This is a genomic window from Variovorax sp. FW305-3-2-15-B-LB1 (assembly GCF_058787635.1).
This window is the reverse complement of the sequence record NZ_JBYSZY010000010.1, coordinates 15,882-33,032: the sequence shown is the minus strand read 5'-3', so window position 1 is coordinate 33,032 and position 17,151 is coordinate 15,882. Positions and strand designations below refer to the sequence as shown.

At 69.9% G+C, this 17,151-nt stretch carries 16 protein-coding genes; 6 read left to right on the top strand and 10 right to left on the bottom strand.

The window, feature by feature from the left end; translation table 11 throughout:
- The gene (locus AC3WQR_RS08705; protein WP_492741757.1) at positions 1-1,203 is read left to right on the top strand and encodes an MFS transporter; all 1,203 of its coding nucleotides are present in this window, start codon (positions 1-3) and stop codon (positions 1,201-1,203) included.
- A gap of 63 nt (positions 1,204-1,266) precedes the next feature.
- Here the strand turns inward: AC3WQR_RS08705 and AC3WQR_RS08700 are convergent, their stop codons facing one another.
- Entirely contained in the window at positions 1,267-1,668 is a 402-nt protein-coding gene (locus AC3WQR_RS08700; RefSeq protein ID WP_062482043.1) for a phage holin family protein, read from the bottom strand.
- A 192-nt stretch (positions 1,669-1,860) separates the two neighbouring features.
- Between AC3WQR_RS08700 and shkS the strand changes: the two genes are divergently transcribed.
- Positions 1,861-3,276, top strand: coding sequence for a surface-behavior sensor histidine kinase ShkS (shkS, locus tag AC3WQR_RS08695; protein WP_070061585.1), 1,416 nt, complete (start codon positions 1,861-1,863; stop codon positions 3,274-3,276).
- A 148-nt stretch (positions 3,277-3,424) separates the two neighbouring features.
- On the opposite strand, the gene AC3WQR_RS08690 is transcribed toward shkS, so the two are convergent.
- The 8 genes from AC3WQR_RS08690 to AC3WQR_RS08655 all read right to left on the bottom strand — a co-directional run bounded on the left by AC3WQR_RS08690 (position 3,425) and on the right by AC3WQR_RS08655 (position 11,339).
- Entirely contained in the window at positions 3,425-4,027 is a 603-nt protein-coding gene (locus AC3WQR_RS08690) for a LuxR C-terminal-related transcriptional regulator (RefSeq protein ID WP_056578680.1), read from the bottom strand.
- Between the two features lie 76 nt (positions 4,028-4,103).
- Complete coding sequence (locus AC3WQR_RS08685; RefSeq protein ID WP_095744105.1) at positions 4,104-5,435, bottom strand: tryptophan--tRNA ligase; 1,332 nt, start codon at positions 5,433-5,435, stop codon at positions 4,104-4,106.
- 13 nt (positions 5,436-5,448) lie between these two features.
- Complete coding sequence (locus tag AC3WQR_RS08680; RefSeq protein ID WP_492741756.1) at positions 5,449-6,120, bottom strand: site-2 protease family protein; 672 nt, start codon at positions 6,118-6,120, stop codon at positions 5,449-5,451.
- 43 nt (positions 6,121-6,163) lie between these two features.
- Entirely contained in the window at positions 6,164-6,799 is a 636-nt protein-coding gene (locus AC3WQR_RS08675; RefSeq protein ID WP_062482128.1) for an L-threonylcarbamoyladenylate synthase, read from the bottom strand.
- Positions 6,800-6,815: 16 nt separating this feature from the next.
- A complete protein-coding gene (locus AC3WQR_RS08670; RefSeq protein WP_492741755.1) occupies positions 6,816-7,793 on the bottom strand; it encodes a DMT family transporter in 978 nt (325 codons plus the stop codon).
- Complete coding sequence (locus tag AC3WQR_RS08665) at positions 7,790-8,647, bottom strand: 3',5'-nucleoside bisphosphate phosphatase (protein WP_062482136.1); 858 nt, start codon at positions 8,645-8,647, stop codon at positions 7,790-7,792. The genes AC3WQR_RS08670 and AC3WQR_RS08665 overlap by 4 nt, the downstream gene beginning before the upstream one ends.
- 120 nt (positions 8,648-8,767) lie before the next feature.
- Entirely contained in the window at positions 8,768-10,342 is a 1,575-nt protein-coding gene (locus AC3WQR_RS08660) for a GMC family oxidoreductase (RefSeq protein ID WP_492741754.1), read from the bottom strand.
- Between the two features lie 7 nt (positions 10,343-10,349).
- Positions 10,350-11,339: a Bug family tripartite tricarboxylate transporter substrate binding protein gene (locus AC3WQR_RS08655; protein ID WP_492741753.1), complete on the bottom strand. Its 990-nt coding sequence runs from the start codon at positions 11,337-11,339 to the stop codon at positions 10,350-10,352.
- A gap of 107 nt (positions 11,340-11,446) precedes the next feature.
- On the opposite strand from AC3WQR_RS08655, the gene AC3WQR_RS08650 reads away from it, so the two are divergent.
- A complete protein-coding gene (locus AC3WQR_RS08650) occupies positions 11,447-12,388 on the top strand; it encodes a LysR family transcriptional regulator (RefSeq protein WP_167394989.1) in 942 nt (313 codons plus the stop codon).
- A 13-nt stretch (positions 12,389-12,401) separates the two neighbouring features.
- Here AC3WQR_RS08650 and AC3WQR_RS08645 read toward each other — a convergent pair whose 3' ends face one another.
- Positions 12,402-13,436 (bottom strand): transporter, encoded by a 1,035-nt coding sequence (locus AC3WQR_RS08645; RefSeq protein WP_070061594.1) that lies wholly within the window; start codon positions 13,434-13,436, stop codon positions 12,402-12,404.
- A 194-nt stretch (positions 13,437-13,630) separates the two neighbouring features.
- Here AC3WQR_RS08645 and ppk2 point away from each other — a divergent pair, with 194 nt between their 5' ends.
- The 3 genes from ppk2 to AC3WQR_RS08630 all read left to right on the top strand — a co-directional run bounded on the left by ppk2 (position 13,631) and on the right by AC3WQR_RS08630 (position 17,150).
- A complete protein-coding gene (gene ppk2, locus AC3WQR_RS08640) occupies positions 13,631-14,557 on the top strand; it encodes a polyphosphate kinase 2 (protein ID WP_492741752.1) in 927 nt (308 codons plus the stop codon).
- Between the two features lie 49 nt (positions 14,558-14,606).
- Positions 14,607-15,641, top strand: coding sequence for an extracellular catalytic domain type 1 short-chain-length polyhydroxyalkanoate depolymerase (locus AC3WQR_RS08635; RefSeq protein WP_062472220.1), 1,035 nt, complete (start codon positions 14,607-14,609; stop codon positions 15,639-15,641).
- A gap of 72 nt (positions 15,642-15,713) precedes the next feature.
- Positions 15,714-17,150: an MFS transporter gene (locus AC3WQR_RS08630; protein ID WP_492741751.1), complete on the top strand. Its 1,437-nt coding sequence runs from the start codon at positions 15,714-15,716 to the stop codon at positions 17,148-17,150.
- The last annotated feature ends 1 nt before the right edge of the window (position 17,151 follow it).

Below are 17,151 nucleotides of genomic sequence, written 5' to 3'. Positions count from 1 at the left end.
ATGACCACCACAACCGCCACCGGGGGCGAGCGCACTGAACGACTGCCCGTGGCCGCCTTGCTGGCCCTGTCGATGACCGGCTTCCTGGCACTGCTGACGGAAACGATGCCGGCCGGCATGCTCTTGCGCATCAGCCAGGACCTGGGCGTGTCGGAAGCGCTCGCGGGCCAGTTCGTGACCCTCTATGCCATCGGTTCGCTGGTTGCGGCCATCCCGCTGACGGCGGCCACGCTGGGCTGGCGGCGCCGGCCGTTGCTGATCGCGGCGCTGGTCGCCGTGCTGGCCTTCAACACGCTCACGGCGCTGACGTCGAGCTATGCCGTCGCGCTGGTTGCGCGTTTCATGGCCGGCATGGCGGGCGGCCTGATCTGGGGAATGCTGGCGGGCTATGCGCGGCGCATGGTGCCCGAGCACCTCAAGGGGCGCGCACTGGCAGTGGCCGGGCTGGGCGCACCGCTGGCGTTGTCGCTGGGCGTCCCGCTGGGGACGTTGATGGGCGCCACGCTGGGCTGGCGCACCGCGTTCGGTGGCATGTCGCTGCTCACGCTGGCGGTGATGGCCTGGGTCTTCCTGCAGGCGCCCGACTATCCGGGGCAGACGGCCGAAAAGCGCGCGCCGGTGCGCCGGATCTTCGTCACGCCCGGCGTGCGACCGGTGCTGGCCGTGCTTGCGCTGTGGGTACTGGCGCACAGCATCCTCTACACCTACGTGATGCCGTTCCTGGCGCCGGCGGGCCTGTCCGATCGGGTCGATGCGGTGCTGCTGGTCTTCGGCGTGGCATCGCTGGCCGGCATCTGGATCAGCGGGCTGCTCATCGACCGCATGCTGCGCTCGCTGGTGCTGCTCGCCCTCGCGGGCTTTGCGCTGGCGTCGCTGGCCCTGGGCGTCGCCGGCACGCAGCCGGTGGTGGTCTATGTCGCGGTGGCCGCGTGGGGGCTGACCTTCGGCGGCTCCGGGGCCTTGCTGCAGACCGCGTCGGCCGAAGCAGCCGGCCCCGGCGCGGACGTGGCGCAATCCATCCTCGTCACGGTGTGGAACATCGCCATTGCGGGCGGCGGCATCGTCGGTGGCGTGTTGCTGGAGACATCGGGCGTCGGCGCTTTTCCATGGGCACTGCTGGCGCTGCTGCTTCCCGGCCTTCTGATTGCCTGGACATCGCGTGCGCACGGATTCCCCGCGAGACCGCACCGGTCGTCCCACTGATTCCGAAGGGCGCGGAGCATTTCGCGCGCACGGGTGGGGCCCGCGAGAAAGGCGGGGGCTCGCTCAGAGCCAGTTGCCGCCCTGCGGCATCTGGATCTGCTCGGCCGGATCGCCGCCGGTCACGAACGAGCCGATGACGATGCTCAGCAGCGAGACGAAGATGCTCGCGAACAGCGCGGTCCAGAAGCCCGACACCTTGAAGCCCTTCACCAGCGCCGCCACCAGCAGGATCATCAGCGCGTTGATGACCAGCAGGAACAGGCCGAAGGTCAGCAGCGTCAGCGGCAGCGTGAGGAAGATCAGCAGCGGCTTGACGATGGCGTTGGCCAGGCCGAGCAGCAGCGCCGACACGATCAGCGCCGAGGTGCTGTCGAACTTGAGCCCCTTGAAGAGATGGCTGGCGACCCACAGCGAGATGCCGGTGATGGCCCAGTGGACGAGGAAAGGGGTGATGTTGTTCAGCATGGCGTGCGGTGTGTGTCGGCAGCCCGCATGGTAAACGGGGCGTCGCGGCGGACCGCTGCGCGGGGCGGGCGGATTTTCTGCGGTTACTTCCCGAAACCATGGCCGACAGGCCGTTAAGATCGCGAACTTCCGGCGCCGGCGCCTGTCTCCATCTTTCTCTGGTTTGGCCGAATCCACCACGGTCATGCATCCATGGCGAATGCGTCGATCGCAAGCGTGACACCCGCTCCGGCGTCGGCCGACGAGGCCGAGTCGTGGGTGCGCGGAGAACTCATCCGCAGCCTGATGCGCTCGGCGCGCGGCTCCTACCTCGTCTCGGCGGCGCTCATGCCCGCCATGGTCGGCTTGAGCTGGGGCCACGTGCCCCGCTGGGAGCTGCTGACCTGGCTGGCCGCCGGCATCATCGCCACCGCCTGCCGGGCCTGGGGCGCGCGCGTGTACGCCGTGCGCTATGCCGGGCGCAGCGCCGTTGCACAGCAGCAGTTCACCGACCGCTACGGCTTCGTGTGGAGCACCAGCGCGGTGGTCTGGGGCTGCTCGGTGCTGCTGTTCTTCGAGCGCACGCCGCAGGTCAACCAGTTCATGAGCTGGCTCATCGTGGCCGGCGTGGGCACCTTCCCGCTCAACGGGCTGGCGCTGCACCCGCCGCTGCTCAAGCGCTACGTCAACACGCTGTTCATCACCATGCTCGGCGCGGTGCTGGTGCGCCTCGTGGCGGTCACCATGCAGCACCCGCATTTCCAGTACGGCTACCTCATGCCGCTGCTGCCGGCGCTGCACTGGTTCCTGCTGCTGCGCGCCGGCCGCAACATCCATGAGACCGCGCGCAACAGCCTGGAGCTGCTGTTCCACAACCACATCCTGATCAAGTCGCTCACGCAGCAGCGGCAGGCGGCCGTGTCGGCCGTGGCCATGAAGAATCGCTTCCTGGCCAGCGCCGCGCACGACATGCGCCAGCCCGTGCTGGCGCTGTCGCTGTACGCCGACTGGCTGCGCAACGAGCCCGAGTTGGTGCTCGAACTGGCCCCGAAGATCGTGCGCGCCACCCACGCGGTGAACGCGCTGTTCGACTCCATGTTCGACCTGGCGCGCATCGACGCGGGCCAGGTGCGCCTGCACATCGAGCGCGTCGACGTGGCCGAACTGCTGCACGACCTGGAGCTGCAGTACCGCCCCGTGGCTGAGAGCCGGGGGCTGGACTTCCGGGTGCACGTGACCGAGGGTTCGTTCCTCACCGACCCGATCCGCGTGCGCCGCATGATCGGCAACCTGCTCGCCAACGCCATCAAGTACACGACCGAAGGCGGCGTGCTGCTGGCCGCGCGCCAGACCCGCGAGGGCATGCGCGTGGAGGTGTGGGACACCGGCATCGGCATCGCACCCGAGCACCTGCGCGACGTGTTCCTGGAGTTCTACAAGGTCGCCGACCACGCCGGCACCTCCGACGGCTTCGGCCTCGGCCTGGCCATCGTGGCGCGGCTGTCGCACGTGCTGGGCCACCCGGTCAGCGTGCGCTCGCGCCTGGGCAGCGGCAGCGTGTTCCGCGTGGCGCTGCACGATGCCGACGAAGCGGTGGCGCAGGCACGGGTGAGTGCGTCGGGCGGCTGAGCACGAGAGCGACGCGCCCATAAAAAAACCGCGCTGTTGCGCGGTTTTTTCCTTCCAGTAACACCGAGGAACCGGCTCTGCCGGGCCTCAGGTGTTGCCCCCTGCAAGGGGGTTGGCGTAGCGACACGAAGTGCGCGAAGCCTGGGGGTTAGCCAGACAACAGCCCATTCGTTCTTGCATAGTGCAAGGCCTGCGTACGGCTCTTCACGCCCAGACGGCGGAACAGGCGCCACAGGTGCACCTTCACCGTGTGTTCGCTGATCTCCAGGTCGGTCGCGATGTCGCGGTTGCTCATGCCCTTGTCGAGCATGGCGATCAGCTGGGTCTGGCGCTTGGAGAGCTTGCCGCTGTTGGCGGCCGGCATCTCTTCGGTGTCGTCTTCCGACCCGGCCATCAGCAGGCCGCGCAGGGCGGCTGCCAGCTCGTTGGAGCTGGCCGACTTCTCGATGTAGGTATCAGCGCCAGCCTCGATGCAGGCGTCTTCCATGTCGGCAGCCGGGGCTGCCGAATACACGGCGATCGGCACGTTCGGATAGACCTGCTTGACCGCGATCACGCCCGAGACGCCATTGGTGTCCGGCAGCTTCAGGTCCAGGCAGAAGAGAGTGGGCGCGCCACGCTGCTGGACCGAACTGGCGAGCTTGTCGAGCCGCTCGAGCTCGACGATGTTCTCGGCGGGGCGCAGGCGACGCAGGACCATCACGATCGCGTCGCGCATCAGGGGGTGGTCGTCGATGACATAAATGCTCATGTTTTCTTCCTTTGTGATCGCACCGTCTTCTCTCTTGTCACACCCGCTGGCGGATGGCCCGCGGGTTGTTGCCGGATCAATGTCCCTGGGTGGTGGACGTTGCCTCCGCCAGTGCCTCCAGCGCCTCGGTGGCGGCGCGAGCCTGTTGCGCGTCGACCGGTTCGAGCTGCGCGGCCAGTGCCGTGAGCGCCGCGCCGCGTTGCGCCTGCAAGTCGGCGATGGTACGGCCGGCTTCTTGCGGTGACGCGAATCCACGGCTTTGCAAAAGGGTTTCGCCGCGCGCATCGAGCAGCTTGAAATAGAACAGGCCGTCGGCCTTCTCGCGGTATTGCTTGAAGCTGGGCTTTGCCACCTTGGCGGCCTTGGCGCCGGCGCCGTCGCGGCCCGCCGCGAGGTTGCGCAGGCCGACCGCGTGGCGCAGCGAGGTCATGAAGGGGCGCGACAGCTTGCGCGCCTTCTCGGCGCCGAGCAGCAGGATGCGCTCGATCTCGGCCGGGTCGTTCATGAGCGCCTCGTAGCGCGCGCGCAGCGGCGCCACTTCGCGGTCGATGCGCTCGAACAGCACCTGCTTGGCGTCGCCCCAGGCGATGCCGTCGGCGTACGCCTTGCGCAGGGCCTCGGTTTCCTCGGCGCTGGCAAAGGCCTGGTAGATCTGGAACAGGGCCGAGCCCTCGGTGTCCTTGGGCTCGCCGGGCGCGCGCGAGTCGGTGACGATGCTGGCGATCTGCTTTTGCAGCTGCGCGCGCGGCGCGAACAGCGGGATCGTGTTGTTGTAGCTCTTGCTCATCTTGCGGCCGTCGAGGCCGGGCAAGGTGGCGACCGCATCGTCGATCTCGGCGTCGGGCAGCGTGAAGTGCTCGCCGTACTGGTGGTTGAAGCGCTGCGCCATGTCGCGCGCCATCTCGATGTGCTGCACCTGGTCGCGGCCCACGGGCACCTTGTGGGCGTTGAACATCAGGATGTCGGCGCCCATCAGCACGGGGTACATGAACAGGCCCGCCGTCACGTCGGCGTCGGGCTCTTCGCCCTTGGCGATGTTCTTGTCGAGCTGGGCCTTGTAGGCATGGGCGCGGTTGAGCACGCCCTTGCCGGTGACGCAGGTCAGGAACCAGGTGAGCTCGGTGATCTCGGCGATGTCCGACTGGCGATAGAAGGTGACGCGTTCGGGGTCGAGGCCGCAGGCCAGCCAGCTGGCCGCAATTTCGAGCGTGGAGCGCTGGATGAGCGCCGGCTCCTGCACCTTGATGAGCGCGTGGTAGTCGGCCAGGAAGAAGTAGCTCTCGACGCCGGCCGCGACGCTCTGGCGCACCGAGTGGCGGATGGAGCCGACGTAGTTGCCGAGGTGGGGCGTGCCCGACGGCGTGATGCCGGTCAGGACGCGCAGGGGAGCTGGAGAAGACGAAGCCATGGGACGAGGGAACTTAGCGCAGCAATGCCACGAGCGGGGAGATAAGCAGATTGATGAAACTTGAGCCGACGTTCATCAGGGGCCAGAGCCACCATTTGCTGACGATGCCTGCGATTACCAAACCCATCACGATGAAGAAGCCGTAGGGCTCGATGCGCGCCAGGAAGTTTTGTGCCGGCCCGTTGGGCAGCAGGCCGGCCAGTACGCGGCCGCCGTCGAGCGGGGGCAGCGGGAACAGGTTGAAGGCCCACATCACGAGGTTGACCAGCACGCCACCCTGCGCCATCTTGATGAAAAAGGTTTCATTGAAGCCGGTCAGGACGAATACCAGCAGTACCAGTTTCCAAAGAATCGCTTGAATGAAGTTGGACGCTGGGCCGGCGAGTGCAACCCACACCATGTCCCGCTTCGGATGGCGCAGGCGATTGAAGTTGACCGGCACCGGCTTGGCATAGCCGAAGAGAAAGTTTCCGGCGGTTGCGAAGTACAGCATCAGCGGCATCAGGATGGTCCCGATGGGGTCGATGTGCTTCATGGGGTTGAGCGTCACGCGGCCCATCATGGCGGCGGTGTTGTCCCCGAAGTGGCGCGCCACGTAGCCATGCGCCGCTTCGTGCACGGTGATCGCGAAGATCACCGGCAGTGCGTAAATCAGGACCGTCTGTATCAGATTGGAAATATCCACTGCGCGATTGTGTCAGAGAGGAATGGGGCGGCCGAGCCGTTCGTCAGAGGCCAAGCACCGCGAGCGCACCCCGGCCCTGGCGCACCACGACCGGGTCGTCGCCCGCGCCCATGGGCGTGAGGTCGACCACGGTGGTCGGCTGCGACGGGCAGGCGCCGGCGTCGATGACGGCGCCGATCTGTTTCTCGAAGCGCTCGCGGATTTCCTGCGCGTCGTTCAGCGCCTCGGTCTCGCCGGGGGCGATGAGGGTGGTGGCCAGCAGCGGCGCGCCGTGCAGTTCCAGCAGCTCCAGCAGCACCTTGTGGTCGGGCACGCGCAGGCCGATGGTCTTGCGCTGCGGATGGCTCACGCGGCGCGGCACTTCCTTGGTGGCTTCGAGCAGGAAGGTGTAGGGCCCGGGCGTGGCGGCCTTGAGCAGGCGGTACTGCTTGTTGTCGACACGCGCGTAGTTGGCCAGCTCGCTCAGGTCGCGGCACAGCAGCGTGAGGTGGTGCTTGTCGTCGACCTGGCGGATGCGGCGCAGCTGGTCGACCGCGTCCTTGTCGTCCAGGTGGCAGGCCAGCGCGTAGCTGGAGTCGGTGGGCACCGCCACGACCTCGCCGCGCGCGAGCAGCGCCACGGCCTGCTTCAAGAGGCGCTGCTGGGGGTTCTCGGGGTGGACTTCGAAGTACTGGGCCATGGTGAATTGCTCCTGATCAGGATTCCGCCGGTTCGATCGGCACGCGCCGCTCGCGCACGGTGAGCCACGCGCCGGCGGCGCCGCACACGGCGATCATCGCCATGCCGATCAGCGAGAAGCGGTCGGGCACGTGGGAAAAGATGAGCCAGCCGCCCAGCATCGCGAAGGCGATCTGCGCGTACAGGTACGGGGTGAGGGTGGACGCCGGCGCGCGCTGGTAGGCCAGGATCAGCATGAAGTGGCCCACCGTGCCCATGAAACCCATGAGGCACAGCAGCGCCCACCATTCCCACGAGGGCAGGGCGGTCCAGGCGAAGGGCACGGCCACCGAGGCCAGCAGCGTCCCGACCCAGCCCGTATAGAAGTGCATGGTCAGCGGGTTCTCGGTCTGCGCGAGCTTGCTCGTGAGCACCTGGAACCAGGCGTTGGTCAGCACCAGCCCCAGCGGCAGCAGCACGGCCCAGCTGAAGCTGCCGCCGCCCGGACGCAGGATGACCAGCGTGCCGATGAAGCCGCCGGCCACCAGCGTCCAGCGCAGCGGCGACACCTGCTCCTTGAGCGTGGTGGCGGCCAGCAGCGTGATCACCAGCGGCGCGATCAGCACGATCGACGTGAACTCGGCCAGCGGCATGTAGCGCAGGCTCAAAAAGGCAAAGAGGCTCGAGCCCAGCAGCAGCGCCCCGCGCAGCGCCTGGTAGCGCGGGTGCTGCGTGCGCAGCAGGGCCGTGCCGCGCAGCGGCAGCAGCACCAGCGTGGTGGCCACGGCCTGGAAGGCATAGCGGAACCACACCCCCATGAGGATCGGCACGGCGAGCGTCGAGTACTTGGTGGCCGTGTCCAGCGTGGCGAAGCAGGCCACCGCCAGGGTGACCAGCCCGATGCCCGCGAGGATGCGTTCGGACTCGGTGCGGCGGCGGGTTTGCGCTGTGGCGCGTGCCTGGGCGAGCGCGGCGGTGGCCGCGCTGTCGATGCCGGGCCCGGGGCTCTGGCTCACTGCTGGATGCGGTGGCCGAGCAGTTCCCACACCGGCGTGAGGCTGCCGGGCAACGGTGGCAGCTTGCCGAGATCGCAGTGGCTCTCGTCGGGGCTGTGGAAATCGCTGCCGCGCGAGGCGGCGAAATCGAACTCGAGCGCCTTGTCGGCGTACTCGACGAACTCGGCCGGCGTGTGGCTGCCCGTGACGACCTCGATCGCCTGGCCGCCGTGCGCCTTGAATTCGAGGAACAGCGCGTACTCCTCGTTGGCCGTGAACTTGTAGCGGCCCGGGTGCGCGATCACGGCCATGCCCTTGGCGGCGGTGATCCAGTGCACGGCGTCCTTCAGCGAAGCCCAGCGGTGCGGCACGTAGCCCGGCTTGCCTTCGGTGAGGAACTTGCGGAACACCTCGGGGGTGTCGCGGCAGTGGCCCTGCTCGACCAAGAAGCGCGCGAAGTGCGTGCGCGAAATGAGTTCGGGATTGCCGACGAACTTGAGCGCGCCTTCGTAGGCGCCGTGGATGCCGACCTTGGCCAGCCCCTCGGACATTTCCTGCGCGCGCTTGCCGCGCCCGCCGCGCGTGTCGTACAGGCCCTGCGACATGGCGGCGTCGTCGGGGTCGAAGCCCAGGCCGACGATGTGTACGGTTTCGTTCGCGAAGGTCACCGAGATCTCGGTGCCGGTGAGGTAGCGCATGCCGTTTTCGCGCGCGGCCGCGGCGGCGCGGTGCTGGCCGCCGACCTCGTCGTGGTCGGTGAGGGCCCAGAGCTCGACCCCGTTGGCGGCGGCGCGGGCGGCCAGCGCTTCGGGCGTCAATGTGCCGTCGGAGACCACGGAGTGGCAGTGAAGATCGGCATTGAGAGTAGAAGACACCGGCCGATTCTAGGCGCTCTCGCCCGCCGACACCGGCGTGTGGATGCTTCGGTCTGCTACTAGATAAATAGCATTAACCTCATCGCCCAAGCGGCTTGGCGCGCGCCGTCCCGTGGGCGCTCAGGCGCGCAGGTCGTTCCTGACGAGGTCGGCGGCACGCTCGGCGATCATGATGATCGGCGCGTTCGTGTTGCCCGACACCAGCCGCGGCATCACCGAACCGTCCACCACGCGCAGCCCTTGCAGGCCGTGGACCCGCAGGCGGGCATCGACCACCGCGGAGGCATCGTCGGCGGGTCCCATGGCGCAGGTGCCCACCGGGTGGAAGATGCTGCCGCCGCGGCGGCGCACCCAGTCCAGCAGCTGCGCGTCGCTGGCCAGCGCGGGCCCGGGCTCGTGCTCCTGCGCCAGGTAGCGCGCCAGCGGCGGCGCGGCGGCGATCTCGCGCATCTTGCGCACCAGCCGCACGGCCAGCGCGCGGTCGGCTTCGTGCGACAGGTAGCGCGGCTGGATCGACGGCGCCGCCAGCGGATCGGCCGAGCGCAGCATGATCTCGCCGCGGCTGTGCGGGCGCAGCAGGCAGGCCGACAGCGTCACGCCCGGGAACGGGTGCGGCGGCTGGTGCGGCCGTTCGAAGCTCACCAGCCCGAAGTGGATCTGCGCATCGGGCCACCCCGCGGCCTCGTCGCCCGCCGGAAAGAAGGCGCCGGCGCGGTAGACGCCGCCGTTCAGCGCGCCGCCGCGCGTCAGCAAGTAGCGCATGAACTCGCGCGCGCTGCGCCAGCGGCTGTGGGCGATGTCGTTGAGCGTCTCGATGCCGTGGCAGCGGTAGCTGGGCCGCACCTGCAGGTGGTCCTGCAGGTTGCGCCCCACGCCCTCGAGCGGCGCCACCACCGGCAGGCCCAGGCGGCCCAGCAGCCCGGCCGGCCCCACGCCCGAGAGCTGCAGCAGCTGCGGCGACTGGATGGCGCCGGCGCTGAGGATCACCTCGTGCCGCGCCGAGACGCGTTCGACCTTGCCGTCGCGCACGCAGTCCACGCCGACGGCGCGCCGCCCCTCGAAGCACACGCGGGTCGCCTGCGCGCCCGACAGCACGCGCAGGTTGGGCCGGCCCCGCGCCGGCGCCAGGAAGGCCCGCCCCGTGTCCATGCGCTGGCCGTGGCGGGTCGTCATCCGGAAGTAGCCGGCGCCGCTGTTGTCGCCGCCGTTGAAGTCGGCCGTGGGCGCGATGCCGGCATGCGCCGCCGCGGCGATGAAGGCATCCGACAACGCATCGCGCGGCAGCGCGGACACCCACAGCTGCCCATCGGCCGCGGGCTGCGACCGGTCGAAGTAGGGGCGCACGCTGTCCCAGTCCCAGCCCGGGTTGCCCAGGGCGGCCCACTGGTCGTAGTCGGCGCGATGGCCGCGCAGGTACAGCATGCCGTTGATGAGGCTGGAGCCGCCCGGCCCCCGGCCGCGCGGCCAGGGCAGGCGGCGCTGCGCCATGTCCGGCTCGGGGTCGGTTTCGAAGCGCCAGTCGTGCCGGGGGTGGCCCACCGTCTTGAAGTAGCCGATGGGAATGCGCAGCCACGGGTTGCGCGAGGGCCGCCCCGCCTCGACCAGCACCACCTGCAGCGCGGGGTCTTCGCTCAGGCGGGCGGCCAGCACGCAGCCCGCCGAGCCGCCCCCGACGATCACGATGTCTGCCTGCATCGCGCGCTCAGTCGGCCTTGATGCCGGCGCCGCGGCCCAGGCGCAGCCACTTGTCCGACTCGGCCGCCAGCACGGTGCGAAAGCGCGCCGGCGTCATCGGCTCCGGCTCGAGCGCCAGCGTGGCCAGGCGCTCGCGCACCTCGGGCGCGGCCAGCGCCTTGGCGAGCGCGTCGCCGAGCCGCTCGACGATCTCGCGCGGCGTGCCGCTGCGCACCGTCATGCCGTCGAAGGAGCGCAGCTCGAAGCCCGCGTAGCCCTGCTCGATCATCGTGGGCACGGCGGGCAGGGCCGGCAGACGGTGCGCGCCGGTCACCGCGAGCGCGCGCAGCTTGCCGGCCTGGATCTGCGGCAATGCGGCTGATGCGGTCAGGAACATGGTGTCCAGGCGCCCGGCCAGCAGGTCGCCCACCGCCATCGGGAACTGGTTGTACGGCACGTGCGTGAGCTGGCTGCCCGTCTGCTGGGCGAACAGTGCGCCGGCCAGGTGCGCCGGCGTGCCGTTGCCGCCGGAGCCGAAGCTCAGCGTGCCCGGCCGGGCCTTGGCCGCGGCCTCCAGCTCGCGCGGCGAGCCCAGCGCTGAGGCGGCGGGCGCCACCAGCACGTTGTAGCTCCAGGCCGTCATGCCGACCGGCTCCAGGCTCTTGAGCAGGTCGAGCGACTGGCTGGGGAACAGCAGCGGCGCCACCAGCGAGGCCGACGACAGCATGTAGACCGTGTAGCCGTCGGCCGGCTGGCGCAGCACCTCGCCCAGGCCCACGGTGCCGGCCGCGCCCGGCCGGTTCTCGACGAACACGGTCTGGCCCAGCCCGCCCGCCATGCGCTCGGCCACCACGCGGCCCGCCACGTCCGCCGGCGTGCCGGGCGCCCACGGCACGATCAGGCGCACGGGCCGGGTCGGGTACGCCTGGGCCGCCGCGCCGGCGGGCAGCAGGCCGGCCAGCAGGGCGGTGGCGGCCATGAGGGCGGCGCAAAGGGATCGCTTCGTCGGTTCGGTCATCGCGGGTCTCCGGGGTGCCAGGGCGGTGGGCGGATTCTGGGCAGGCCGGGGGAGGGCGACAAATGAGAAATCCGAGCGTACTCATACCGTTGTCGATATAAGTGGCCATGGCCTCCTTCCTGGAACGAAACCTCACGCTGCGCCAGCTGCGGCTGCTCAGCCAGCTGGGCCGCACGCTCAGCCTGAGCAAGTCGGCCGAGCTGCTCAACACCACCCAGCCGGCGCTGTCGCGCACGCTGGCCCAGCTCGAGGCCACGCTGCAGGTGCGCCTGTTCGAGCGCACCACCAAGCGCATCTCGCCCACGGCGGCGGGGCTGAGCATGGTCCGGCACGCCGACCGCGTGCTGGGCGAACTGATGCTGGCCGAGGAGTCGCTGCGCGACCTGCGCGTGGGCGTGAGCGGCGAGCTGCGCCTGGGCGTGCTGCCCGTGTTCTCGGCGCAGCGGCTCGCGGCCGCGCTGCTGCAGGCCTCGCAGATGCTGCCCCACGTGCGCCCGATGGTGCAGACGCTGGAGATCGAGGACCTGCACGGCGCGCTGCAGGATGGGCGCATCGACCTCATGCTCGCGCACGCGGAGTGGACGGTCGACCTCAACCGCGTCGAGGTCACGCCGCTGTACGAGGAGTTCAGCAGCATCGTGGCGGCGCCGCGGCACCGGCTGGCGCTCAAGCGTGCGCCGACCTGGGCCGAGGCCGCCAACGAGCGCTGGGTGCTGCCGCCGCACCGCACGCCGCTGCGGCCCAAGCTGGACCGCATGCTGTCGGTGCACCGCCGCCCGGGCGGGCCGCATCCGGCCGACATCCAGGCCGACTCGGCCCCGCTCGCGCTGCACCTCGTGCGCAGCTCGGGCCTGCTGTGGGCCACCGCCAACCACTACGCCGAAGACTTCGAGCGGCGCGGGCTCGTGCGCCGCATCGCCATGCCGGGCGAGCTGCTGCGCGGCCCCATGTGCGCCTTCCGCCTGCGCAGCGAGGCGATGAACACGCCCACGCGCGTCTTCCTGCAATGCATGCAGGACGCGGCCGCCGCGCCGCTGCCGTCGGATTGAGCGCGGGCGCGCCTCAGCGCTTCTTGCGGAAGGCCGTCCAGGCGGCCACGGCGGTGAAGGTGGCGACGATCGCCACCACGATCCAGAACCCGTGCCTGTGCTCCGCCAGCGGAATGCCGCCCACGTTCATGCCAAACAGGCCGGCCAGGATATTGATCGGCAGCGCCAGCACCGTGACCACCGTCAGCACGAACAGGCTGCGGTTGTTGTCCTCGTTGACGTTGGCGGCGATTTCTTCCTGCAGCAGCTTGATGCGCTCCTGCAGCGCCTGCATGTCGCGCAGCACCACCGAGAACTCCTCGGTCGAGCCGCGCAGCTCCTGCACGTCGGGCTCGGCCATCCAGGCCGGCGGGCCCTGCAGCAGGCGGAACAGCGCGGCCGGCTCGGGCGCCAGCAGCCGCTGCAGCCGCACCAGCAGCCGGCGCAGCACGCCCAGCCGTGCGCGCTTGTGGTCCAGGCGGCCGGCCAGCAGTTCGTCCTCGATGCGGTCGATGCGCGAGGTGACGCCGCGCACGATCTTCACCAGCACGTCGGCCTGCGCGCGCAGCAGGTGCTCGAGCAGCTCGGTGCTCGAGCGCGGTGCCTCGCCCGCCTTCACGGCCGTGCGCAGCGCGTCGACCGAACGCAGCGGCTTGGTGCGCGCCGTGACCACCAGGCGCGGGCCGACGCTGATCCACAGCGTGGAGATGTCGGAGGGCTCGAAGCTGAACTCGAAGTGCACGTCGTTGATGACCGCGATCAGCGAGTCGTCGGCGCGCTCGATGCGCGTGGAGGGCAGGCCTTCGTGCAGCGTCTCGTAGAAGGTGTCCGACAGCGCCGCGTGCCGCACCAGCCAGCGTTCGGCGTGCGCATGGCTCAGGTTGAAGTGCAGCCACACGTAGGCGTTGCTGTCGCCGAGCTGGCCGGCATCCGCCAGCCACGCGGCGGCCTGCGCCGAATCGATCGCCCGCGCGGGTTCCGGCGCCGCGGCGTCGAACAGGTAGCCGCAGATCAGCCCGGCTTCGTCGCCGCCATAGGACTGCGCGGCGAGGTCATGAAATACCGACAAGGTGCGTGGTCAGAAAAGACATGTGAACAGGCAGACGCCCGTTTGGCGGGCTGCCAGCGTGCCCCGGATGGTGTTCGTGCCATGTGACAACGGCGTGTCGGCTTACAGAAAACAGCCGCAAAACCGTCACGCCGTCGTCATGCGGCGGGTGCAGCATGCTTTTTGTCTACCCGCCACTCTTGCCCCTTTTCATCATGCTGACGAGCGCACTTCCCGACCACGAAGACCTGATGCAACGCATCGCCCGCGACCTGATCGACAGCTACGACGAAGAGCTCGAACTGGAGATCGAAGACCGCAACCTCGACGGGCTCGACCCCGGCTCGACCGCGTCTTCCGTGTCCGACAAGGCGGCGCGCCAGGCCTACTTCAAGGAACTCTTTCGCCTGCAGGGCGAACTGGTCAAGCTGCAGGACTGGGTGCAGCACAGCAAGCAGAAGGTGGTCATTCTTTTCGAAGGCCGCGACGCGGCGGGCAAGGGCGGTGTCATCAAGCGCATCACCCAGCGCCTGAATCCGCGCGTGGCCCGCGTGGCCGCGCTGCCCGCGCCCAACGACCGCGAACGCACGCAGTGGTACTTCCAGCGCTATGTGGCGCACCTGCCGGCCGCCGGCGAGATGGTGCTGTTCGACCGCAGCTGGTACAACCGCGCCGGCGTCGAGCGCGTGATGGGCTTTTGCAGCGACGACGAGTACGAGGAGTTCTTCCGCACCGTGCCCGAGTTCGAGAAGATGCTCGTGCGCTCGGGCATCAAGGTCATCAAGTACTGGTTCTCCATCACCGACGACGAGCAGCACATGCGCTTCCTGGGCCGCATCCACGACCCGCTCAAGCAGTGGAAGCTCAGCCCCATGGACCTCGAGAGCCGCCGCCGATGGGAGGAATACACCAAGGCCAAGGAGATCATGCTGGAGCGCACCCACATCCCCGAGGCGCCGTGGTGGGTGGTGCAGGCCGTCGACAAGAAGAAGGCGCGCCTGAACTGCATCAGCCATCTGCTGGGTCAGTTGCCCTACCAGGAGGTGGCGCATGCGCCGGTCGAGCTGCCGGCGCGCGAGCGGCATGACGACTATCTTCGCCAGCCCGTCCCCGCCAGCATGATCGTGCCGGAAATCTACTGAAGGCTTCGCGGCCGTTTGGCCGCCCGGCGCTTTGCCTGCACACTGCGCCATGGCCCGTCGCTCCACCGCTTCATTCTTCGCCCGCGCCTATGAGCGCAACCTGAAGGCGCTCACCAAGCTCACGCTGAGCAACGGCAAGCGCGTGGCCGGCCAGGTGCAACGCGCGACCGCCAAGCGGCTCAAGCCGCCGCCCGGCAAGGGCGACTGGATCAGTGGCATGGCGATGGGCGCGGGTGGGGCGCGCGGCTATCACCTGTTCCGTCCGGCCGACCTGGTGCTGCAGCCCGGCGAGAAGCTCCCGCTCATGGTCATGCTGCACGGCTGCGGCCAGACCGGTCGCGACTTCGCGGCCAGCACGCGCATGAATGCGCTCGCGGTGCGCCAGCGCTTTCTCGTGCTCTACCCCGAGCAGGACCGCATCGCCCATCCGCAGGGCTGCTGGAACTGGTACGAGCGCCGCTCCGGCAAGGCCGACGCCGAGGCCGCCACGCTGATGGCCGCCGTCGACCAGGCCTGCATGCTGTACCCCGTCGACCGCGACCGCGTGGCCGTGGCCGGCCTGTCGGCGGGCGCGAGCATGGCGGCGCTGCTGGCCACGCGCTACCCGAACCGTTTTCGCGCCGTGGTCATGCACTCGGGCGTGGCGCCCGGCGCCGCGAAGTCGTCGGCCACCGCGCTCGGCGCCATGCGCGGACAGCACGTGCCGCCGATGCCCGTCACCGCGGTCGGCAAGGCCATGGGCGCGGCGGCCGTCTTCACGACGCTGCCGCCGATGCTGGTGCTGCACGGCGACGCCGACGCCGTGGTGGCGCCGAGCAACGCCATGAGCAGCGCGGCCGTCTGGGCCACCGCCGTGGGCGCGCACGCCGGCATCGCGCGCGACCTGCAACGCGGCCAGCGCCGCGCCATGCGCGTGACCGACTTCAAGCGCCAGGGCCGCACCCTGGTCACGCTGTGCGAGATCGCGGGGCTCGGCCACTCGTGGAGCGGCGGGTCGCGGGGGCAGCTGTTCAGCGACCCGCTCGGGCCCGACGCCACGCGCATGACCTGGGCCTTTGCGTCCGCGCAGTTCGACAAGCGCTGAACGCGCGGCGCCCTGCGCGCATGACCTCGCAGGTCATTGCCGCGATGCCGGCCGGTGCCGACAGTGGGGGCCATGACCTCGTCGAACCCTGCCGTTTCTTCTGCCCCATCGATCGCGTCCGCCACACCGGGCCGGCTGGGCCTGTGGGTCATGCTCAGCGGCACCTTCCTGGTGGTGCTCGACTTCTTCATCGTCAACGTCGCGCTGCCGTCCATGCAGCACGACCTGCAGGCCAGCGCGGGCACGCTGCAGCTGGTGGTGGCGGGCTACGGCCTGGCCACCGCCGCGGGCCTGGTCACGGGCGGGCGGCTGGGCGACCTGTTCGGCCGGCGCCGCATGTTCATGCTCGGCCTGCTGCTGTTCACGCTCGCCTCGACCGCCTGCGGCGTGGCGCCGAACGCCGGGCTGCTCGTGGCCGCGCGCCTGCTGCAGGGCCTGGCCGGCGCGCTGCTGCAGCCGCAGGTGCTCGCGATGATCGGCCTGGCCTACGCGGGCGAAGACCGGACACGCGCCTTCGCGGCCTACGGCCTCACGCTGGGCCTGGCGGCCACGCTGGGGCAGTTGGTGGGCGGCGCGCTGATCCATGCCGACCTCGCGGGGCTCGGCTGGCGCAGCTGCTTTCTCATCAACGTGCCCATCGGCCTGCTGGCGCTGGTGCTCGCGCCGCGCGTGGTGCCCCCGCTGGCGCAGGGCCGCGGCGACAGCCCGCTCGACCTCGCCGGCATGGCGCTGGTCGCGGCTGGGTCGGTGGCCGTGGTGCTGCCGCTGGTCGAAGGGCGCCAGCAGGGCTGGCCGCTGTGGAGCTGGCTGTGCCTGGCCGCCGCCGTGCCGCTGTGGGGCTTCTTCGCGAGGCAGCAGCGCCGCCTTGCGGCACGCGGCGGTGCGCCGCTGGTGGCGCCGGTGCTGCTCGCCAACCGCCGCTTCGTGACCGGGCTGCTCACCACGCTGGCCTTCTATGCGGGCAATGCCTCGTTCTACTTCGTGCTCGCGCTCTATCTGCAGCAGGGGATCGGGCTGGGTGCGCTCCACTCTGGCATCGTTTTCACGGCGCTGGCCGTGGGCTTCTTCGCGACCTCGATGGCCGGCGCCCGCATCGCCCGCCGCTTCGGCGGCACGCCCCCGATCGCACTCGGCGCCCTCGTGCTCGCGGCGGGGCATGCGCTGCAGTGCGCCAACGTGGCCGGCTGGCCGGGCCATGCGCATGTCGTGGCGTGGATGGTGCCGCTGCTGTTCGTGCAGGGCGCGGGGCTCGGCATGGTGATGGCGCCGCTGGTGTCCACCGTGCTGGCCGGCCTGCCGCCGCAGCACGCGGGCGTGGCCTCGGGTGTGCTGTCGATGGTGCAGCAGGCGGGCAATGCGCTGGGGGTGGCGTTGGTCGGGATCCTGTTCTATGGGCAGTTGGGGCGCGAGGCGGACTACACAGCCGCGTTCGGTGTGGCGCTGGTTTATCTGATGGTGTCGGCGCTGCTGGTGGCGGTGCTGCATGGGCGGGGAGGTCGCATGGCGTAGC

Excerpts from the sequence above, each read along its gene's own strand:
- AC3WQR_RS08705 (WP_492741757.1), top strand. The coding sequence starts at position 1 with ATGACCACCACAACCGCCACCGGGGGCGAGCGCACTGAACGACTGCCC.
- AC3WQR_RS08700 (WP_062482043.1), bottom strand. The coding sequence starts at position 1,668 with ATGCTGAACAACATCACCCCTTTCCTCGTCCACTGGGCCATCACCGGC.
- shkS (WP_070061585.1), top strand. The coding sequence starts at position 1,861 with ATGGCGAATGCGTCGATCGCAAGCGTGACACCCGCTCCGGCGTCGGCC.
- AC3WQR_RS08690 (WP_056578680.1), bottom strand. The coding sequence starts at position 4,027 with ATGAGCATTTATGTCATCGACGACCACCCCCTGATGCGCGACGCGATC.
- AC3WQR_RS08685 (WP_095744105.1), bottom strand. The coding sequence starts at position 5,435 with ATGGCTTCGTCTTCTCCAGCTCCCCTGCGCGTCCTGACCGGCATCACG.
- AC3WQR_RS08675 (WP_062482128.1), bottom strand. The coding sequence starts at position 6,799 with ATGGCCCAGTACTTCGAAGTCCACCCCGAGAACCCCCAGCAGCGCCTC.
- AC3WQR_RS08660 (WP_492741754.1), bottom strand. The coding sequence starts at position 10,342 with ATGCAGGCAGACATCGTGATCGTCGGGGGCGGCTCGGCGGGCTGCGTG.
- AC3WQR_RS08655 (WP_492741753.1), bottom strand. The coding sequence starts at position 11,339 with ATGACCGAACCGACGAAGCGATCCCTTTGCGCCGCCCTCATGGCCGCC.
- AC3WQR_RS08650 (WP_167394989.1), top strand. The coding sequence starts at position 11,447 with ATGGCCTCCTTCCTGGAACGAAACCTCACGCTGCGCCAGCTGCGGCTG.
- ppk2 (WP_492741752.1), top strand. The coding sequence starts at position 13,631 with ATGCTGACGAGCGCACTTCCCGACCACGAAGACCTGATGCAACGCATC.
- AC3WQR_RS08635 (WP_062472220.1), top strand. The coding sequence starts at position 14,607 with ATGGCCCGTCGCTCCACCGCTTCATTCTTCGCCCGCGCCTATGAGCGC.
- AC3WQR_RS08630 (WP_492741751.1), top strand. The coding sequence starts at position 15,714 with ATGACCTCGTCGAACCCTGCCGTTTCTTCTGCCCCATCGATCGCGTCC.